Raw genomic sequence first — 17,267 nt, forward strand, 5'->3', positions numbered from 1 at the left:
GGGGTCTTCGTTGTCCTTTGGCAAAGGCAGATTTATAGTGTTCTAGAGCACCTGTAATGTCAAGCAAAACTCTAGAGTGCTCTAGAACAGGAGGATGATTATGGAGATCCCGAAGGCCCTTGCGCCCTATCGACGGATCGCCGCGCAGATCAAGGCCCGGATCGAGCGGGGAGAGCTGCAGCCTGGTGATCAAATCCCGTCGGTCCGGGAGATCATGCGAACCGAGGGTGTCTCGACCGCCACGGCTACGCGCGTCGCGGCAGTTCTGCGGGCCGAGGGCTACGCCGAGTCAGTGCCCGGCATCGGAACCATCGTCACCAGGCGACGCAAGCTGACCAGTGGCCCGGACCGGCTTCAGATGCTTCGCGCCACCGGCGACGGTCTACGTCCTGGCGAGCGTACCGAGATCCTCGGAGCGGACCTGGTCCCGGCTCCGAGCCACGTCGCGGACGCGCTCGGTATCGACGAAGGGGACAACGTCGTACGCCGCCGGCGCGCCTACTACGACGAGCAGGGAGTGGTCGCGCTCTCCACGTCATGGCTTCCTGGCCAACTCGCCGATGCCGCACCGGAGCTGCTGCTGAGCCGGCCGCTACCGAAGATGACGTTCGGGCTCGTCGAGGAGCGAACCGGACGGCGAGCGGCCAAGCGTCGAGACATTGTCGCGATCAAGCCTGTCCCCGATGATGTGGCCGCCGCACTGGGCGTCGGTCCTGGGACGCCGGCGTTGACCATGACCAACTGCTATTGGGATCACCAGGGCGAGGTCACCGAGTACGCCGAGGACTACCTCGGCCATGGCCGCGAACTGTCAGCGGACTTCGACCTCAGCTGACCTGGCGCCGATTTCGCTCATGGACCGCGCTGCCGATGCAAGCCGCCCTGATCCGGCTCTTGCCTCCGGCTGTCAGTCGCTGTCTATAGGCTCAGAGACAGGGAGAAGGGCAGGAGCATGACGGCACAACATCAGGAACCGGGAAGCATCGGTCGTACGCCGCAGCAGATTCGCACATCGCTTCGCGATGATCGCAGTCCGCGTGCCATCCGCGCCGCACTCCCCATCGAGGATCTGGACGCATTCGACCGGCAGTACCGCAAGGCCCTGCGAACCGCCGCGGACGATCTGGACCTGACACCACTACACGAGTGCGTGGAGTCCTGGTGGCGGCACGCGGTTCTCCGAGCCGATCCCGTGGCCTACCAGGACATGATTGACCAGGCCGAGGAGGTCCAGCGGCGGGTGGAATCCGGCGAGCCCACCGGCGGAGTGGCCTGGGAAGAGGTAGAGGCTCGACTCCGTCGCAGGATCTCGGCGGGACAGTAGGTGTACACCGTCGATTTCGACCCGATAGCCCAGCAGCAGGCCGACGCCCTCCCGACGGAAGCGATCAACCCGTTCCTCGAACTGCGGGCCACGCTTGAGATAGAACCCTGGAGCGGTGAACCGCTAAATCCAGACAACCCGAAGGCCAACATCCTCACCCAGGCATTCGGCGGCTTGGGGTTGATCGTGTACCTCGTCCTCGACGAACACCGACTCGTACACATCCTCCGGATCGACTGGCTCGGCTGACCGCGCCGTCAGACCTCGGACACCGGCGAAAGCGACCGGCAGGGCGGCTCTCGGGCCCGTCACGTCGGGGAGCGTCAAGTCGGGTACGGCCTGAGCCGTACGGCTTCCGGCTCCCGGGACGGCGAGGGCGGCCGGCCGATGAGGTGCATTCCGGCGCTGCGGGCCTCGGAGATCGTCATCTCGATGACGGCGCGGTCGTCGATCTGGAGATGGACACGGGGTTCGCTTGGAACACGCCCTTGAGCACGTGTTCGGGAAGGACTGGCTTCAGTGACCACGCATCGCCTCCGGTTCAAAGTCACCCGTGAGAGGGCCATCGACACCGGAGCCATCATCTGGGGCGCGGATCCGATCGATGCGCCCATTGCCGGAGGTATCTCTGGAGAGACCCTGGCGGAGCTCCGGGAAGAAGTCGAGGCGGTAAAGCACTTCATCCTCGATCTCCCCTCCGACGTGCCCGTGGCTGTGGAGTATGTGTTCGAGCTCCCTGGGGTCCCCACCAAGGAGCTGACCACCTACCGGGAGACGATCAGTCACCTGAGCAGGCAACTGCGGGAAGCAGGCCTTTCGGACGAGGACAGCGCAGCCTTGCTGGGCACTCCTGGCGCGCTCGCGCAATCCCTGCCGCCGCTCGGCGCCTTCAGCGAAGCGGGAGTGCCCGAACGCGGATGCCGGTGGTGGTGAACGCCGCGATCGCGCCTTCCTGGAGATGCGGTTGGAGGATGTCGAGATGCGAAAGGATGATGTTCACCAGGTCAGGCGGCCGGAGTTCTAGAAGTTCACGGACTAGGATGACTGATGGTTCGGTGGCGCGTGCCTGAGCCAGGAGCGCGCCGAAGTCAGTGTCGGCGGAAACGATGACCCGGCCGCTCGCCACGGCAAGCGCCATGATCGTGGTGTCCGGTGCGCCTTTGGCTTGGAGATCGCGGACGTGCACCGCATCGTGATCGGCTTTGGTGAGCAGTTCAGCGACTCGGGGTGAGAGATTCTCGTCGACCAGGAAGTTCACGCCGACTCTCGAAGGCGGTAGAAGTGGACGTTCGTCGACGCCGCCGCGTACTCGAGAGCCTGCTTGATGTCGTCCCGTTCGAGATCGGGGTAGTCCAACAGGATCTCGTCGAAGGACCAGCCGGCGGCAACGAGTCGGACCACGGTCTCGACGGTGATGCGCAGGCCGCGGATGGTGGGCTTGCCTTCGAGCTTGTCGGGCTCAACGGCGATGCGGTCGAAGTTCATAGTGTCTCCCCTCGCTCCTGATACTGCCAGGTTGGCCACGAGCGGGCGAGCGTCATCGAACCCGCGCTGTCAGCTTGGAAAGCTGGCCCGCCTGCCGTCACGGGGGGGTGTACGGCAGGCGGGCCGTTTGGCGGGGCGGCCTTCCTCGGCGGGAAGGTGTTCGGGGAAGGCCGCCCGCACCCTGCCGTCACCGGCGAAAGCGATCGGCAGGGCGGCTCATCAGACCTGTCACGCCGGGGAGCGTCAGGCCGGGCGGTGATTGCGGCGAGCGTGCTATGCGGGCGGGGTCTCCATGACGGCGAGGGCGGCCAGGCCGATGAGGTGCATCCCGGCGCTGCGGGCCTCGGTGATCGTCATCTCGATGACGGCGCGGTCGTCGATCTGGAGATGGATGCGGGGTTCGTCGTCGCCGGGGCCGAGCACGAGATCGAGCCAGAGCCGCTGCGGGAGGCCCGCGAGAGGGATGGCGTGCAGGTCGACCGCCTGAACCCAGGCGTTGTGGATGCGCTCATCAGGATTTTCGTCGATGTGGGCGTCCATGCACCACGGCGGACACGACCGCTCTGGGACCGGCCGACTCGAAGCCCGTCGATCATCGGAGTGGCCGGGCACGTCACGTACGTCTCGGCCGAACTCGCTGTCGTGCCCGCCACCGTTCGCTTCGAGCACGACCGCGTCGTTGCCGATCCGGGGCCTGACCTCGCCCTCGATCATTGGCTCACCGCCATCTCGGCGAGGCTCTCCTGCGCAGCGATGGCCTGGCACAGCGCGCGCAGGTCGTCGCCATCCACCGTCCGGTAGGCGCCGGCCCGCTCGGCCTCCGCAGAGAACGGCCGCTCCCGGCTAGCCCACAGCCGCCCCTCATCACTCCTCATGATCCGCCACCCGGCGAACTCCACACCGGGCGTGGTAGCGCTATCGTTTCTCAACGTCAGGACCTCCATCCTGATTAAGGGCCCGCCGGCGGTGTTCGCTACTCCCGGCGGGTCCGTTTTTGATCTAACTTGCGCACTCTCCATGAGCGGGAACGGCTGGGAAGGACAGGCGTGCGCAGTTGACGCCGCTACAGGCCTGGAAGCTAACTGTCATCGCTCCCTCACTCACTGTGGTAGACGGACCTCCATCATCCTGTGCACTCTGCACGAGCACAAGCGTTCTGCACATAGATTTTCACGAAGAGTAACGGCAGAATGACGCCATGCCCATGAAGAGTCCTACTGTCCGCCACCGACGCTTAGGCCGCGAGCTGCGGCGACTACGGGAACAAGCAGGTTTGACCGTCGCGGAGGTTGCTGTCCAGCTCGGATGGTCGGGCAGCAAAGTGAACCGCATCGAGAACGCACGGATCGCGCCCAGTACCACAGACATCGGCAACGCCTGCGACCTGTACGGAGCAGACTCTGCGACCAAGGCCAGCTTGATCCAGCTCGGCAAGGACGCGGGACGGCGCGGCTGGTGGACCGCCTACTCGGATGTGTTCACCGGCAGCTACATCGCTCTCGAAGCGGAGGCAACGGCGATCCGTAAGTGGGAGCCTCTGCTGATACCGGGACTGCTTCAGAACGAAGACTACGCCCGGGAGATCATCCACTCCGGACTTCCGGAGCTGTCGGACTCTGAGGTAGCCCGACGCGTAGATGCCCGGGTCGCCAGGAAAATCAGTCTGCTGGGTTCCAACGCCCCGCACCTACACACCCTGATCGATGAGAATGTCCTTCGGCGGTTTGTGGGCGGGGCGAAGGTGATGGGTCGTCAGCTCGACGACATCCTCCAGACGATGGAGCGGCCCAACATCACGGTCCAGGTGCTTCCGCTGCGGACCGATGCCCATGTCGGCCTGGAGGGAGCGTTCTCCGTCCTGACCCTCGGCGACGGCGATCCCGACGTCGGCTATATCGAAGGACCGGCGGGCGATGTGTACATCGAGGCGGCTGATCAGGTACGGAAACTTAAGGTGACGTTCGAGCGCCTAACCAGCGCTTGCCTGTCCCCCAAGGAGTCCGCGGCGTTCATCGCCGCAGTGAGGAGAGATCATGAGCAATGCCCCTGACCTGTCCAGAGCGGAGTTCCGCAAGTCCAGCTTCAGCGGCAGCGGGAACGACTGCGTTGAGGTGGCCAGGAACTTGCCGGGCCTGGTGGCCGTACGGGACAGCAAGGACCGCTCGGGTCCGGTGCTGGCCTTCACTCCGAGCGAGTGGAGCGCCTTCATCGCCGGCGTGAAGCGCGGGGAGTTCACCATCTGATCGCGTAGGTATCCCCGGATCCGTCAGACTGACTGGTCCGGGGATACCTACATACTGAGGGAAGCATGGGGGTCACCAGACAGCTCGGCCCTTCCTCCAGCAGGATCGGTACAGCGAAGCCGACTGGGGAACAGCGGCAGGAGAATGAGTGCCATGGCCGAGCGCAGGGCGTGGTCGGACAAGCGCGCCGAGATCATGAGCCGGCCGGGTGCCGGAGCCGTGTACGAGGCTGCGCGAATCCGTTTCGAGCTCGGCGAGGCCGTACGGCGGCGCCGTGAAGAGCTCGGCCTCACCCAGGCCAAGCACGCCGATGGCAGGAGCCTGCCCTCGTCGGCCGTCCGTTCGTCCCTCTGGAACGTCAGCCGACCACGAGACGTTCGCCGCCGAAATCAGCAATGATCTCCATTCGTCCGCCGAGGGCCCGGATGTAGGCGGCGAGGGTCCTCAGCTCGCTTGCGTCGACCTTGGCGCGTTCGATGGCAGAGACGCGCTCCTGACGCACGTTCATCCGCTCGGCGACCTCGGCCTGCGTCAGCCCCAGGCGCTTGCGCATCTCGGCCAGACGGTGCGCCCGGCTGATGTTGACGAGGTCCTGAGCTCCCGCCTCGACCTCCGCCCGGTCGGTCGCGTCAGGGAAGAAAGCCGAGAGGAAGCCCTCGCGGTCGTAACTGTGTGTGCTGCTCATGGCTCCGCCTTTTCCTTCAGGTAGGTCGCGTACCGGTCTTCGGCGAGGGGGATCGCTTGGCGGTACCAGGTCGTCCATTGCCCTGCCTTGTCGCCGGCGACAAGGAGGACTGCGTTGCGATCTGGGTCGAAGATGAACAAGATCCTTATCTCGGTCGTCCCGGCCGAACCGGGGCGTAATTCCTTCAAATTATGCAAGGTGGAGCCTTTGATCCGGTCCACCAGTGGCCGACCCAGGCTCGGCCCTTCGTCCAGCAGCGCAGTGATCGCCTGGCCGACCAGGATGGCACTTGCACGGTCGGTACGGCGAAGGTGGAGGAGCCAGTCCCGAACCTCCGCGACGATCTCCAGACGATAGGTCACGCAACGATAGTACTCCACGTAAGTATGCTTGAATACTATTGATCTTCATGGGAAGCTGCCATGAAAGCGAGATGCTGACCTTGGTCATAGGTCACGATCTGCAGCGGAAGCTACAGGTGTGTCGGGCTGCTCCGCTACGCTGACGGATCGTGATTACGGGTGAGCTGAAGAACAAGATTGACCGGCTCTGGGACGCCTTCTGGTCGGGCGGGATCTCCAACCCACTGGAGGTCATCGAGCAGATCACCTACCTGATGTTCATCCGGCGGCTGGAGGACATCCAGACCGCGAAGGAGCGCAAGGCCAGCCGGACTCGCAAGCCGATCGAGCACCCGATCTACACCGAGGAGACCAACGAGCTCCGGTGGTCGGAGTTCACCGAGCTGCACCCGGAGAGCATGCACCAGGTGGTGCGGGACGCGGTCTTCCCGTGGCTGCGCGAACTGGGCGGCGACGACTCCACCTACTCCCACCACATGAAGGACGCCCGCTTCACCATCCCCACGGCGAACCTACTCACGAAGGTCGTCGACATGATCGACGACATCCCCCTGGGCGAGCAGGACACCAAGGGCGATCTCTATGAGTACATGCTCGGCAAGATCGCGACAGCGGGCCAGAACGGCCAGTTCCGGACGTCGCGCCACATCATCGAGCTCATCGTGGAGATGATGGCCCCCGGCCCGCGCGATGAGATCTGCGACCCGGCCTGCGGCACGGCCGGCTTCCTGGTCGCGGCAGCCCAGTACGTCAATCGAACCCACAAGGACGCGCTCCTTGACCTGGAACAGCGCCGCCACTTCAACGAGAACATGTTCCACGGCTTCGACTTCGACAGCACCATGCTGCGGATCGCCAGCATGAACATGCTGCTGCACGAGATCGAGCGTCCGGACATCCGCTATCGCGACTCGCTGGCGCAGGGCTCCGCGAGCGAGACCGAGCGCTACACGATGATTTTGGCCAACCCGCCCTTCGCCGGGAGCCTCGACTACGAGACGACAGCCGAGGACCTACTCAAGGTCGTCAAGACCAAGAAGACCGAGCTGCTGTTCCTAGCGCTCTTCCTCCGCCTGCTCAAGCCGGGTGGTCGGGCGGCCGTCATCGTGCCCGACGGGGTGCTCTTCGGTTCCACCAAGGCGCACAAGGAGCTCCGCCGCATCCTGGTCGAAGACCACAAGCTCGACGCGGTGGTCAAACTTCCGAGCGGCGCCTTCAAGCCGTACACCGGAGTCTCCACGGCCATCCTGTTCTTCACCAAGACCAACAGCGGTGGTACGGACAACGTCTGGTTCTACGAGGTCACCGCCGACGGCTTCAGCCTGGACGACAAGCGCACCCCACTGCTGACCGAGAACAAGCTCGGCCCAGTACCGACAACTCAGCTTGACGATGTCGAGCACGCCAAGAACAACCTCCCGGATGTCCTCGCACGCTGGGCACTCCGCAACGGCAGCGAGCAGCAGCGCGACAGGACCGAGCAGAGCTTCTGCGTCCCCAAGGCTGACATCGCCACCCAGGGCTACGACCTGAGCCTCAACCGCTACAAGGAGATCATCCACGAGGAGATCGAGCACCGCCCCCCGATGGAAATCCTTGAAGAGTTGGAGCTCATCGAGTCCGAAATCCAACAGGGCATGTCCGACCTGAAGGGACTCCTGGGATGACTAATCTGGTACCGATTCGGGATTTGGTGGACAAGGTTTCGACATGGAATCCAGCTCAATCAAATTCCATCTCTACATTTAAATATATCGACCTCGGAACGCTCGACCAGAGCAGCAAGGAAATTACCGGAGCGTTTGATGTGCTAACAAAAGACGCCCCCAGCCGGGCGCGACAGTTGGTAAAATCCGGAGATATACTGGTTTCAACCGTTCGCCCCAACCTTAACGGCGTTGCTGTAGTACCGGAGGAGTTGGACGGGGCAACCGCTTCAACCGGGTTCTGCGTCTTGCGTCCCACATCAGCTATTGATGGGTCCTATCTGTTTCACTGGGTGCGCTCCCCTGAATTCGTGACAGACATGACAAGGAAAGCAACTGGGCAAAGCTACCCGGCAGTTTCCGACAAGATTATAAAAGAGTCGAGAATCCCGCTGCCTAAACTTTCCGACCAGCAGAGGATCTCAGAAACTCTCGGCGAGGTGGCCATGTTACGGGCGAAACGCCGAGAGGCGATCACCCTCCTTGGCGAGTTCACACAGTCCATCTTTCACGACATGTTCGGCGATCTGGCTGCTAACGCCAAGGGCTGGGATGATTCGCTATCGCTGGGCGATGTGGCCGATGTCAATTCTGGGATCACCAAGGGACGGAAAGTCTCGGGTACTCTCCGGCCAATTCCCTACATGGCCGTATTGAACGTCCAGGACAAGAATCTTGATTTGACTACGGTCAAGGAAATCGAGGCCACCGAAGACGAGATACAACGTTACCGGCTCCTTAAAGACGACCTCCTCCTGACGGAGGGAGGGGACCCCGACAAGCTCGGACGAGGCACGCTCTGGCAAAACGAACTTCCAGAGGCTATTCATCAGAACCACATCTTCAGGGTTCGCCTGCATCCCAGCTCCAAAGTGGAACCCAATTTCCTGAACTGGCTAATAGCATCCGAGAGAGGGCGTAGATACTTTCTTCGCTCTGCGAAGCAGACGACGGGAATCGCTTCTATCAACGCAACCCAGCTTCGCCAGTTCCCCTTGGTTATCCCACCTCTTGCGCTACAGAACGAGTTCGCCGTCCGACTGGGAAAGATAAAGACACACGAGTCCACCCAGCGCGCCCACCTCGCCGAGTTGGATGCGCTGTTCGCTTCGTTGCAGCAGCGGGCGTTTCGGGGGGGGTTGTGGGACGATCGGGGTAACTGAAGCGTTCCACCGGAGGGTGTTCGTTGGGCAACTTCGAGTTTCTTCGTCCGGAATGGCCTGATTTATACGAAGAAGCGACGCGCGCTGAGCGGCTTGCGGTCGTCGATCCGCGGGTGTCGTGCTTCTATGCCCGGCGGACGCTGGAGTTGGCGGTCACCTGGCTCTATACGGCCGACGACACGCTGCGGCTGCCGTACCGGGACGATCTCGCCGCCCTGATCACCGAGCCAACCCTGGTCAATCTGGTCACTCCAGCGATCCGCACCAAGATGGACCTCATCCGGCGGCAGGGGAACACGGCCGTCCATCGTCGTGGGCCGGTGCCGCCCGCCGACGCGATCCGGACCGTGGCCGAGCTGTTCCACGTCCTCTACTGGCTCGCCCGGCGATATGCCCGGAACCAGAACGCGAGACCGGCCGCCGGCCTGGCCTTCGACCAGACGCTCATCCCCAAGCCGATGCCGGCCGAGGTCAGGCAGAAGAAGCAGGCCGAGCTCCAGGCCATGGCCGAGGAGTTCGCCAAGCAGCAGGCCGAGTTGGCCAAGCAACTCCGGAAGAACCAGGATCTCGACGCCGAGCTGGCGAAGCTCCGGGCCGAGATCAAGCAGGCCAAGGCGGCCAACGACGCGGTCCCGGACGCCCACGACTACAACGAGGCCGACACCCGCGAGCTGCTCATCGACCTGCTGCTCAAGGAGGCAGGCTGGCCGCTCGACAAGAAGGAAGACCGGGAGTTCCCGGTCACCGGCATGACCACCAACCAGAGCGGAACCGGCCGGGTCGACTACGTCCTCTGGGACGACAACGGCAAGCCGCTGGGCCTGGTCGAGGCCAAGCGCACCAGCCATAACGCGGAGTCCGGCCAGCAGCAGGCCAAGCTGTACGCCGACTGCCTGGAGCGGATGTTCGGCCAGCGGCCGGTGATTTTCTATACCAACGGCTACGACACCGTCCTCTGGGACGATCTGCGCTATCCGCCCCGGAAGGTCCAGGGGTTCTACACCAAGGACGAGCTGCGCACGCTGATCCACCGTCGGAGCAGCCGCCGGCCGCTGTCGACCGAGCCGATCAACCCCGAGATCGTCAACCGCAACTACCAGACCCGGGCCATCCAGCGCGTCGGCGACACCTTCGACACGGACGGCATGCGGCACGCGCTGCTGGTGATGGCGACCGGCTCCGGGAAGACCCGTACGGTCATCGCGCTGGTCGACCAGCTGATCAGGGCCAACTGGGTCAAGCGGGTGCTGTTCCTGGCCGACCGGCAGGCCCTGGTCACCCAGGCTGCCAACGCGTTCAAGGAGCACCTGCCGGGCGTGCCCTCGGTCAACCTGCTGACCGAGAAGAGCGACGAGGGCCGGGTCTACGTCTCGACGTACCCGACCATCATGAACCTCATCAACGAGACCGCCGACGGGGTACGCAGGTTCGGACCCGGCTACTTCGACCTGGTCATCATCGATGAGGCGCACCGGTCGGTCTACCAGAAGTACGGCGTGATCTTCGACTACTTCGACTCGCCGCTCGTCGGGCTCACCGCCACGCCGAAGGACGAGATCGACCACAACACCTACCGGCTCTTCCACCTCGAAGACGGCGTGCCCACCGATGTCTACGGCCTGGACGAGGCCGTGGCCGAGGGATACCTCGTCGCGCCGAGCGCCGTCGACGTGCCGCTGAAGTTCCAGCGCGGCGGCATCAAGTACGACGACCTCTCGGACGAGGACAAGGAGCAGTGGGACGCGACCGACTGGTCGGAGAACGACGACGTCCCCGACGAGATCAGCGCCGACGAGATCAACAAGTTCCTGTTCAACGCCGACACCATCGACAAGACGCTCACCACGCTCATGGCGTACGGCGCGAAGGTCGAGGGCGGCGAGCGCCTGGGCAAGACGATCATCTTCGCCCGGAACAACAACCACGCCGAGTTCATCGCCCAGCGCTTCGACAAGCTCTTCCCCGAGTACAAGGGCACGTTCGCGCAGGTCATCACCCATCAGAAGCGGCTTGCCCAGGATCTGATCGACAAGTTTTCCGACCGTGACAAGGCCCCGCACATCGCCATCTCGGTCGACATGCTCGACACCGGGATCGACGTGCCCGAGGTCGTCAACCTGGTGTTCGCGAAGCTCGTACGGTCCAAGACGAAGTTCTGGCAGATGATCGGGCGGGGCACCCGGCTCTGCCCCGACCTGTTCGGCCCGAACCACGACAAGAACGGCTTCCTCGTCTTCGACCTCTGCCAGAACGTGGAGTTCTTCAACCAGAACTTCCCGACCGCCGAGGGCAGGATCCAGCCCTCGCTCAGCGAGCGGCTGTTCCGCCAGCGGATGGACCTGCTGCTCAACCTCGACCAGCAGCACCCCGACCTGTCCCCGCCGAAAGACGGCACGCCTGACGGCACGAAAAGCGAGGTCGACCTGCGCTGGGCCCTGGCGGAGCGACTGCAGGCCGAGGTGGCGAACATGAACACCGCCAACGTCGAGGTGCGCCGTCATCTGCGCGAGGTCGAGACCTACCGGGAGCCGGCCACCTGGCAGCGGATCACGTTAGAGAAGCACGCCGAGATCACCTCGACGCTTGCCGGGCTGCCGACGGAGTTCCGCGACGACGACAGCAGCCAGGAGGCCAAGCGCTTCGACCTGCTCGCGCTGCGGCTGCAACTCGGCCTGATCCACGCGGACGCGGGCTATCCGAAGCTCCGCGCGCAGGTGCAGGAGATCGCCTCGGCGCTGCTCGACCCGACCACGCTGACGATCCCGACCGTGCGGAAGCAGCAGGAGTTCCTCGAAGACCTCACCACCGAGCAGTGGTGGGAGGACGTCACGCTGCCGATGCTGGAGAACATGCGCAAGCGGCTGCGCGGGCTGGTCAAGCTCATCCCCAAGGTGAAGCGCGGCATCGTCTACACCGATTTCGAAGACGAGCTCGGCGAGCTGAACGTGACGCAGATCAACGGGGTCTCGCTCGGTACGGACAAGTCCAGGTTCGAGGCCAAGGTCCGGACGTACCTGCGCAGCCACGAGAACGAGCTGGTGATCCAGAAGATCCAGCGCAACCGGCAGCTCACCTCCGCCGACCTCGACCAGCTTGAGCAGATCTTCCTCACGAACGGCTTCGGCACCGAGGACGACATCGAGCGGGCCAAGGGCGAGCACGGCGGGCTCGGGCTCTTCCTCCGTGGGCTGACCGGCCTCGACCGTGAGGCCGCCGCGAAGGCGTTCGACCGGTTCCAGGCGGGCAGGAACCTCACCGCCAACCAGCTGCACTTCGTCACGCTGGTGATCGACTTCCTGACGCGGAACGGCTTCATGGAGGTCGACGTGCTCTACGAGTCGCCCTTCACGTCGCTGGCCCCCGGCGGCCCCGAGGCCATCTTCCCCGATCCCGACGTCGACGCCCTCGTCGAAGTCCTGGCCGCCGTGCAGGCGACAGCCGTACCCGAGGAGAACGCCGCCTGAAACACCGGACGAGGCCCCGTCACATGTGAGTCCTGGCGGACCACAGCTCGGGGAAGACCACCCGCGCCATGCTGCGTTCCAGCCAGGCCAGGCCGTTGGATCCGCCGCTGCCGGGCTTGGCACCCATCGCCCGGCGCACCGTGGCGAGGTGCCGGTAGCGCCAGTCGCCGAACAACTCGGCCACCTCGGTGAGCGCCTCGCCGAGCAGCCGCAGGTGGTTGCCGGGGCCTTCGTCGCGGTAGACGTCGGTCCAGGCCTCCTCCACCGCCGGATGCGGCTCGTGCTCGGCGGCGACGTCACGGTTCAACAGCTCACGCGGGATGTCGTGGCCACGCCGGGCCAGCAGGGCGATGGTGTCGTCCCAGACGCTCGGCGACTCGAACGTACGCAGCAGGTCGCGGTGGGCCTTCTCCTGACGCTTGAAGGGTCGGAGCAGGGCCGGGTTCTTCAGCCCGAGCAGAAACTCCACATGCCGGTACATCGCCGACTGCAGCCCGGACGCCTCGCCGAGCTGGTCCCGGAAGCGGTTGAAGTCCGCCGGCGTCATCCAGCGCAGTCCGCGCCAGCTCGCGTTCAGGCCTTCCAGGTGCAACGCCGTACGGCGCAGCGGGGCCAGCGCGGCCCACACCTCGTCGGCACGCAGCAGCTTCTGCGCGTGACGCAGTTCGAAGGCGATGAGCTTGAAGTACAGCTCCATCACCTGTGTGGTCATCAGGAACGACATCTCACCGGCGTCGTCGCTCATCGGCTGTTGCAAGGTGTGCAGCACGTCCGCGTGCACGTAGGCGTCGTAGGGAGTCCGCGTCTCGAAGTCCAGGGTCGGCGCCCCGCCGGTGGCTCTGGCCCTTTCGGCCCGTTCCCACGCCGTCGTCGGCCGTACGGCGGATTTCTGTCCCATGACGTCCCTCTCGTAGCTGGCCACTTCATGATGTCGTGGCACTATCGGGAAACGGAATGCCGAACGAAAGGCGATGACTGCCTTTCGCCGTGCATTGGCGGCGATAGCATCGCCATCGCTTTGCGAACGAAAGGAACGGGAGATGGACGAGACGGACTGGGAGCTGCTGCGCGAGGTGCAGGACAACGCCCGGCTCTCCTACAAGGAGCTCTCCCGCCGGGTCCACCTGTCCCCGCCCGCGGTCGCCGAACGCGTCCACAAGCTCGAAGAGGCGGGAGTGATCACCGGCTATCACGCGAAAGTCGACCCGATCCGGGCCGGCTGGCCGGTGTCCGCCTTCATCCGCATGTCCTGCTACGGCCCGCGTTGCGTGCTTCGTGACCCCGCGGTGGCCACCTGGCCTGGGATATTGGAGATCCACCGGGTCACCGGCGACGCGTGCAGCATCCTCAGGATCGTCGCAGTCTCCATGGCCGCCTTCGAGCACCTGATCGACCAGCTGGCCGCCTATGGACAACCCGCCAGCACCATGATCCTCTCCAGCCCGCTACCCGGCCACCCGCTCACCGCTCCGGCCCCGCCCGACTGACAGAGCGCGCGGCCGGCCCTCGGCGCGCGGCGTCAGAGCTCGAAGCCGGGTGGGTGGCCCGACTGCCGTCACGGAGGTCGTACGGCAGGCGTGCCGTTCGGCGGGGCGGCCTTCCTAGGATCGTTGGATGCCGCACGCACTCGTTCTCGGCGGAACCGGCCTGATCGGCCGGGCCGTCAGGCCGTGTTCACCGGCACCGCCGCCGGGTTGAAGACCGAGCCTGCTCTGCTGAACCGGCTCGACGCCTGGTTGGGCTGACACCGTCGGCTAGAGCCCGGCCCGCAGGCTGCGGGGCTGGGTCGACGCAAGGCATCACTTGACCGGCAGCGAAACTCTATGCAATGGATCTGTTACAGACAGTGTAGGCTGCTTGCTGTCTTCACCGTAACCACTCCCCCAGTAGGCACCTATATGAGTGACGACCTCGGCGATGAGGATTGGGTCAGTCAGTATGGAACGATCCACAAACCGATTGAAGGAAAGCCGTTCAAGCGGCGTCCGTCCGTCGGCGAAGTCTCACAAGAACTGTCTCTGCTCAAGGGCAAGCTGACGCCGGATCAAGCAGCGACGGCAGTGAACCACCACCGCGTTCGAGGAGCGATCCCGGGGGAAGGCGTACGCTATGCGCTGGCCGGGAAGCTACGGGCTGACGGTTTCCGGGTATGGGCGAGTCCGACAAGACATATACCCGGACATGTTTCCGTGGCGCTGATGGACGACGACCGGCTATGGACTCACGATGACATGGAGAGGTTCGACGCCTGCTTCGAGTCGACCAACTGGAAGGAAGGCATGCTGTGAGCGACCTGATCAAGCTGGGGATCGGAGAGCGTCCCTGGTTGCCCACGCCCAGCACTGAGATCGTCGAGGTTTTCGGCCGTTACAACATGCCTATCACCGGGTTGATCAAGCAGGATGACAAGCTCTTCGTCTTTGACTGCGTCGAGGGCCATGTGATGGCAGGCAACGTGTGGGTCTACGCGCACGTTGACGCGAACGAGGCACAGCGGCTCCAAGAGGCACATGGCGACGAGTTCCCTCGCCTGTTCGACGAGGCATTCACCGGCAAGAGGATCATGGTAGCCCTCGCCGTCAACACTCGCATCCGATCGGGCGCCCCCGTGGAAGATGAGGCGATCAAGCAGGTGGGCCTGCTGAAAGCTATCTTCGACCAGCTCGCAGACGGACTGGATTCAGCGAACGAAACCAAGAACGCGATGGAGCAGTTGGTCAACTGCTGATCCAGCCTGACGCGCTCCCGGGCGACAATCGGCATGCACGAGTCAGCCTTCGTGGGCACGCTCGTAGGCGAGCAAGATTTCGGGGCGGAGCCGCCCGCGGTCGGAGACGTCGAGACCGTTGTCCCGGGCCCATCGCCGGTCAGGCGGACGCTTGCGTGTAGGAGCCGGAGGTCAGTTCAGCGAACAGACCCGGTGCGGTGGGGGTCCACCCGAAGAGCCGCCGAGCCCGCGACGAGTCCAACGGCGACGAACGGGTGAGCGCGGCGGCGGACGGGCCCAGCGCCTCAATCGCCTGGTCGAGCGTGATCGACACGGCACGGGTCCCGGTCAGTTCGGCGACAGCCTCGGCGATCCGCCGCATGGGCGTCCGCTCTTCGTTGGCGGCATTGACGATCGCCTTGGGCTCGGGGCGCCGCAGTGCTGACACATACAGGGCGGCGAGGTCATCCACGTGCACCGACGACCACTCGTTGGCGCCGTCCCCAACGTAGGCGACCATGCCCTGCTGCCGGGCGGAGGCCAGCATGCCCTGAAGCAGACCCGACCCGCCCCGTCCATAGACCATTGCGGCCCGGACCACCATGCCTGCCGCGCGGTCGGCGTTCAGGACCCGCCGCTCGCCGAGGACCTTGAACGGCTGCGGAGAAGTCTCTGGGGCCACAAGGTGATCCTCGGTGACGGTTTCGCCCCGCATATCCGGATAGACCATGCCGCTGCTTGTGTAGACGAACGGCCGCCCTTCATCGAGTCCGCTCAGCATCGCATCCAGAGCCGCGACCTCGATGTCCGTCATGTCCGGACGGGTGTAGTCCACGGCCGTGGACACCACGGCGTCAGCGGCCTCCGCGCTCGCCCGTAGTACGTCGAGGTCCTCCAGACCACCGGAGACTGCCTTGGCGCCCAGACCCTCGACGCGCTCGCGGGCTCGGTCTGACCGAGCCAGGGCGATCACCTCGTGGCCGGCCCGGAGCAGGTGCTCGGCCACGACTCCGCCGACATAGCCGCTGGCTCCGGTGATGAAGATACGCATGGATTCAGTCGCCTTTCGCTGACGATGGTGCCGGCAACGAGAGCTCCCGCCGCCGGTCGCTGGCACCACCACCCTTGCTTCTGCGCATCCCCGTAGCCAGGGACCAGGAGTCCGTGGCTGACGTCCGGCGGCAGCACGTACGGTCGAGAGCATGGACAAGCGTGCCCTGGCGGATTTCCTACGCAGCAAGCGAGAGCGGGTCAGCCCGGCTGACGTGGGCCTGCCGTACGGGCAACGCCGCCGCACCCCCGGGCTGCGGCGCGAGGAGGTCGCCCAGCTCGCCTACATATCGGTCGATCACTACACGCGGCTGGAGCAGGCACGCGGTCGGCATCCGTCACGACGGGTGCTGGACGGCATCGCCCGTGCGCTGCGCCTTTCCGATCAGGAGCGCGCTCACTTGTTCCAACTCGCCGGTGAGCGGGAGGAAGATCCCGCCGTCGGACCGATCCGCGCGGTGAAGCCGAGCACGCGGAACCTCATCGACCGCCTGAACGACGCCGCGGCGATCGTCGTTGACCAGACCTGCCGGGTGCTGGCCTGGAACCCCCTCGCCGCCGCGCTGTTCGAGGACTTCTCCGCCCTGGCTGGAGAGGAGCGCAACATCATCCGGCGCTATTTCCTGCACCCCGATCCGGAACGGCGACACTACGGCATGGGCAGCCCGGAGCGGTTCGTGGTCACGGCGGTCAGCTACCTGCGCATCGCCGTCACCCGCTATCCCCACAGCCGTGAGCTCAACAGCCTGGTGGCGGAGTTGCTGGCCGGAAGCGAGGAGTTCGCCCGTCTGTGGAGCTCCCATCAGTTCCATATCGAGCGCCACCTGCACCAGACCGTACGGCACCCGCAGGTCGGGCCGATCGAGTTGGACTTCGACGTGCTGACCGTTCCCGATCAGGAGCAGCAGGTGGTCATCTTCACCGCCGATCCGGGATCTGCCGCCTACCGGTCCCTCCAGCTATTACGGGTCATCGGCACCCAGGACATGACCGTCGCCCGTTGATCTTCACATTGGCCGGCGTCCTCCGGCGGGCGGAGGGTTTCCGGCGAAGCCGCGGCTCTTCACAGGTTGCCGGT

At 64.7% G+C, this 17,267-nt stretch carries 22 protein-coding genes and 1 pseudogene; 14 read left to right on the forward strand and 9 right to left on the reverse strand.

The features are described 5' to 3' along the window. The first annotated feature begins 100 nt into the window (after positions 1–100). The 4 genes from ACFHYQ_RS09610 (at position 101) to ACFHYQ_RS09625 (ending at position 2,257) form a co-directional block, all read left to right on the forward strand. Positions 101–835, forward strand: a complete 735-nt coding sequence (locus tag ACFHYQ_RS09610; RefSeq protein WP_394300750.1) for a GntR family transcriptional regulator — start codon at positions 101–103, stop codon at positions 833–835. A 117-nt stretch (positions 836–952) separates the two neighbouring features. After that, positions 953–1,324 (forward strand): DUF6247 family protein, encoded by a 372-nt coding sequence (locus tag ACFHYQ_RS09615; protein WP_394300751.1) that lies wholly within the window; start codon positions 953–955, stop codon positions 1,322–1,324. After that, a complete protein-coding gene (locus ACFHYQ_RS09620; RefSeq protein ID WP_394300752.1) occupies positions 1,325–1,573 on the forward strand; it encodes a hypothetical protein in 249 nt (82 codons plus the stop codon). A 270-nt stretch (positions 1,574–1,843) separates the two neighbouring features. Then, complete coding sequence (locus ACFHYQ_RS09625; RefSeq protein ID WP_394300753.1) at positions 1,844–2,257, forward strand: hypothetical protein; 414 nt, start codon at positions 1,844–1,846, stop codon at positions 2,255–2,257. Here the strand turns inward: ACFHYQ_RS09625 and ACFHYQ_RS09630 are convergent. The 4 genes from ACFHYQ_RS09630 to ACFHYQ_RS09645 form a co-directional block, all read right to left on the reverse strand. Beyond that, positions 2,214–2,582, reverse strand: a complete 369-nt coding sequence (locus ACFHYQ_RS09630) for a DUF5615 family PIN-like protein (protein ID WP_204019156.1) — start codon at positions 2,580–2,582, stop codon at positions 2,214–2,216. The two genes, ACFHYQ_RS09625 and ACFHYQ_RS09630, sit on opposite strands and share 44 nt — an antisense overlap. After that, complete coding sequence (locus tag ACFHYQ_RS09635; protein WP_394300754.1) at positions 2,579–2,809, reverse strand: DUF433 domain-containing protein; 231 nt, start codon at positions 2,807–2,809, stop codon at positions 2,579–2,581. The genes ACFHYQ_RS09630 and ACFHYQ_RS09635 overlap by 4 nt, the downstream gene beginning before the upstream one ends. A 273-nt stretch (positions 2,810–3,082) precedes the next feature. Next, positions 3,083–3,523: a hypothetical protein gene (locus ACFHYQ_RS09640; RefSeq protein WP_394300755.1), complete on the reverse strand. Its 441-nt coding sequence runs from the start codon at positions 3,521–3,523 to the stop codon at positions 3,083–3,085. Further along, on the reverse strand, positions 3,520–3,684 hold the full coding sequence (locus ACFHYQ_RS09645) for a hypothetical protein (protein WP_394300756.1): 165 nt from the start codon (positions 3,682–3,684) through the stop codon (positions 3,520–3,522). Before ACFHYQ_RS09645 ends, ACFHYQ_RS09640 begins: the two co-directional genes overlap by 4 nt. 329 nt (positions 3,685–4,013) lie before the next feature. Between ACFHYQ_RS09645 and ACFHYQ_RS09650 the strand changes: the two genes are divergently transcribed. The 3 genes from ACFHYQ_RS09650 (at position 4,014) to ACFHYQ_RS09660 (ending at position 5,451) form a co-directional block, all read left to right on the forward strand. Beyond that, a complete protein-coding gene (locus tag ACFHYQ_RS09650; RefSeq protein WP_394300868.1) occupies positions 4,014–4,859 on the forward strand; it encodes a helix-turn-helix domain-containing protein in 846 nt (281 codons plus the stop codon). After that, the gene (locus ACFHYQ_RS09655; protein ID WP_394300757.1) at positions 4,843–5,052 is read left to right on the forward strand and encodes a DUF397 domain-containing protein; all 210 of its coding nucleotides are present in this window, start codon (positions 4,843–4,845) and stop codon (positions 5,050–5,052) included. Before ACFHYQ_RS09650 ends, ACFHYQ_RS09655 begins: the two co-directional genes overlap by 17 nt. A 153-nt stretch (positions 5,053–5,205) precedes the next feature. Next, complete coding sequence (locus tag ACFHYQ_RS09660; RefSeq protein ID WP_394300758.1) at positions 5,206–5,451, forward strand: hypothetical protein; 246 nt, start codon at positions 5,206–5,208, stop codon at positions 5,449–5,451. Here ACFHYQ_RS09660 and ACFHYQ_RS09665 read toward each other — a convergent pair. Beyond that, complete coding sequence (locus ACFHYQ_RS09665; protein ID WP_394300759.1) at positions 5,411–5,737, reverse strand: helix-turn-helix domain-containing protein; 327 nt, start codon at positions 5,735–5,737, stop codon at positions 5,411–5,413. The two genes, ACFHYQ_RS09660 and ACFHYQ_RS09665, sit on opposite strands and share 41 nt — an antisense overlap. Next, complete coding sequence (locus tag ACFHYQ_RS09670; protein WP_394300760.1) at positions 5,734–6,099, reverse strand: type II toxin-antitoxin system RelE/ParE family toxin; 366 nt, start codon at positions 6,097–6,099, stop codon at positions 5,734–5,736. The genes ACFHYQ_RS09665 and ACFHYQ_RS09670 overlap by 4 nt, the downstream gene beginning before the upstream one ends. 149 nt (positions 6,100–6,248) lie before the next feature. Between ACFHYQ_RS09670 and ACFHYQ_RS09675 the strand changes: the two genes are divergently transcribed. From ACFHYQ_RS09675 to ACFHYQ_RS09685, 3 genes are read left to right on the forward strand one after another with little or no spacing between them, the layout of a single operon-like run. Beyond that, positions 6,249–7,766 (forward strand): type I restriction-modification system subunit M, encoded by a 1,518-nt coding sequence (locus tag ACFHYQ_RS09675; protein WP_394300761.1) that lies wholly within the window; start codon positions 6,249–6,251, stop codon positions 7,764–7,766. Beyond that, a complete protein-coding gene (locus ACFHYQ_RS09680; protein ID WP_394300762.1) occupies positions 7,763–8,968 on the forward strand; it encodes a restriction endonuclease subunit S in 1,206 nt (401 codons plus the stop codon). The genes ACFHYQ_RS09675 and ACFHYQ_RS09680 overlap by 4 nt, the downstream gene beginning before the upstream one ends. Positions 8,969–8,991: 23 nt before the next feature. Next, positions 8,992–12,432: a DEAD/DEAH box helicase family protein gene (locus ACFHYQ_RS09685; protein WP_394300763.1), complete on the forward strand. Its 3,441-nt coding sequence runs from the start codon at positions 8,992–8,994 to the stop codon at positions 12,430–12,432. 19 nt (positions 12,433–12,451) lie between these two features. Here ACFHYQ_RS09685 and ACFHYQ_RS09690 read toward each other — a convergent pair whose 3' ends face one another. Then, positions 12,452–13,330, reverse strand: a complete 879-nt coding sequence (locus ACFHYQ_RS09690) for a tryptophan 2,3-dioxygenase (protein WP_394300764.1) — start codon at positions 13,328–13,330, stop codon at positions 12,452–12,454. A gap of 142 nt (positions 13,331–13,472) precedes the next feature. Here ACFHYQ_RS09690 and ACFHYQ_RS09695 point away from each other — a divergent pair, with 142 nt between their 5' ends. The 3 genes from ACFHYQ_RS09695 (at position 13,473) to ACFHYQ_RS09705 (ending at position 15,160) form a co-directional block, all read left to right on the forward strand. Further along, positions 13,473–13,919 (forward strand): Lrp/AsnC family transcriptional regulator, encoded by a 447-nt coding sequence (locus ACFHYQ_RS09695; RefSeq protein ID WP_394300765.1) that lies wholly within the window; start codon positions 13,473–13,475, stop codon positions 13,917–13,919. A gap of 411 nt (positions 13,920–14,330) precedes the next feature. Then, positions 14,331–14,720 (forward strand): hypothetical protein, encoded by a 390-nt coding sequence (locus ACFHYQ_RS09700; RefSeq protein ID WP_394300766.1) that lies wholly within the window; start codon positions 14,331–14,333, stop codon positions 14,718–14,720. Continuing rightward, positions 14,717–15,160 carry a hypothetical protein gene (locus tag ACFHYQ_RS09705; protein WP_394300767.1) on the forward strand — a complete coding sequence of 148 codons (444 nt, stop codon included), beginning with the start codon at positions 14,717–14,719 and terminating at the stop codon, positions 15,158–15,160. Before ACFHYQ_RS09700 ends, ACFHYQ_RS09705 begins: the two co-directional genes overlap by 4 nt. Positions 15,161–15,202: 42 nt before the next feature. Here the strand turns inward: ACFHYQ_RS09705 and ACFHYQ_RS09710 are convergent. Next, positions 15,203–15,286: pseudogene (locus tag ACFHYQ_RS09710) on the reverse strand (Lsr2 family DNA-binding protein); the annotation flags it as partial. 13 nt (positions 15,287–15,299) lie between these two features. Beyond that, entirely contained in the window at positions 15,300–16,190 is an 891-nt protein-coding gene (locus ACFHYQ_RS09715; protein WP_394300768.1) for an NAD-dependent epimerase/dehydratase family protein, read from the reverse strand. A 151-nt stretch (positions 16,191–16,341) separates the two neighbouring features. Between ACFHYQ_RS09715 and ACFHYQ_RS09720 the strand changes: the two genes are divergently transcribed. Beyond that, positions 16,342–17,193 (forward strand): helix-turn-helix transcriptional regulator, encoded by an 852-nt coding sequence (locus tag ACFHYQ_RS09720; protein WP_394300769.1) that lies wholly within the window; start codon positions 16,342–16,344, stop codon positions 17,191–17,193. Positions 17,194–17,267 lie beyond the last annotated feature (74 nt).

The organism is Sphaerimonospora cavernae (assembly GCF_042435035.1).
GTDB classification, from domain to species: Bacteria; Actinomycetota; Actinomycetes; order Streptosporangiales; family Streptosporangiaceae; genus Sphaerimonospora; species Sphaerimonospora cavernae.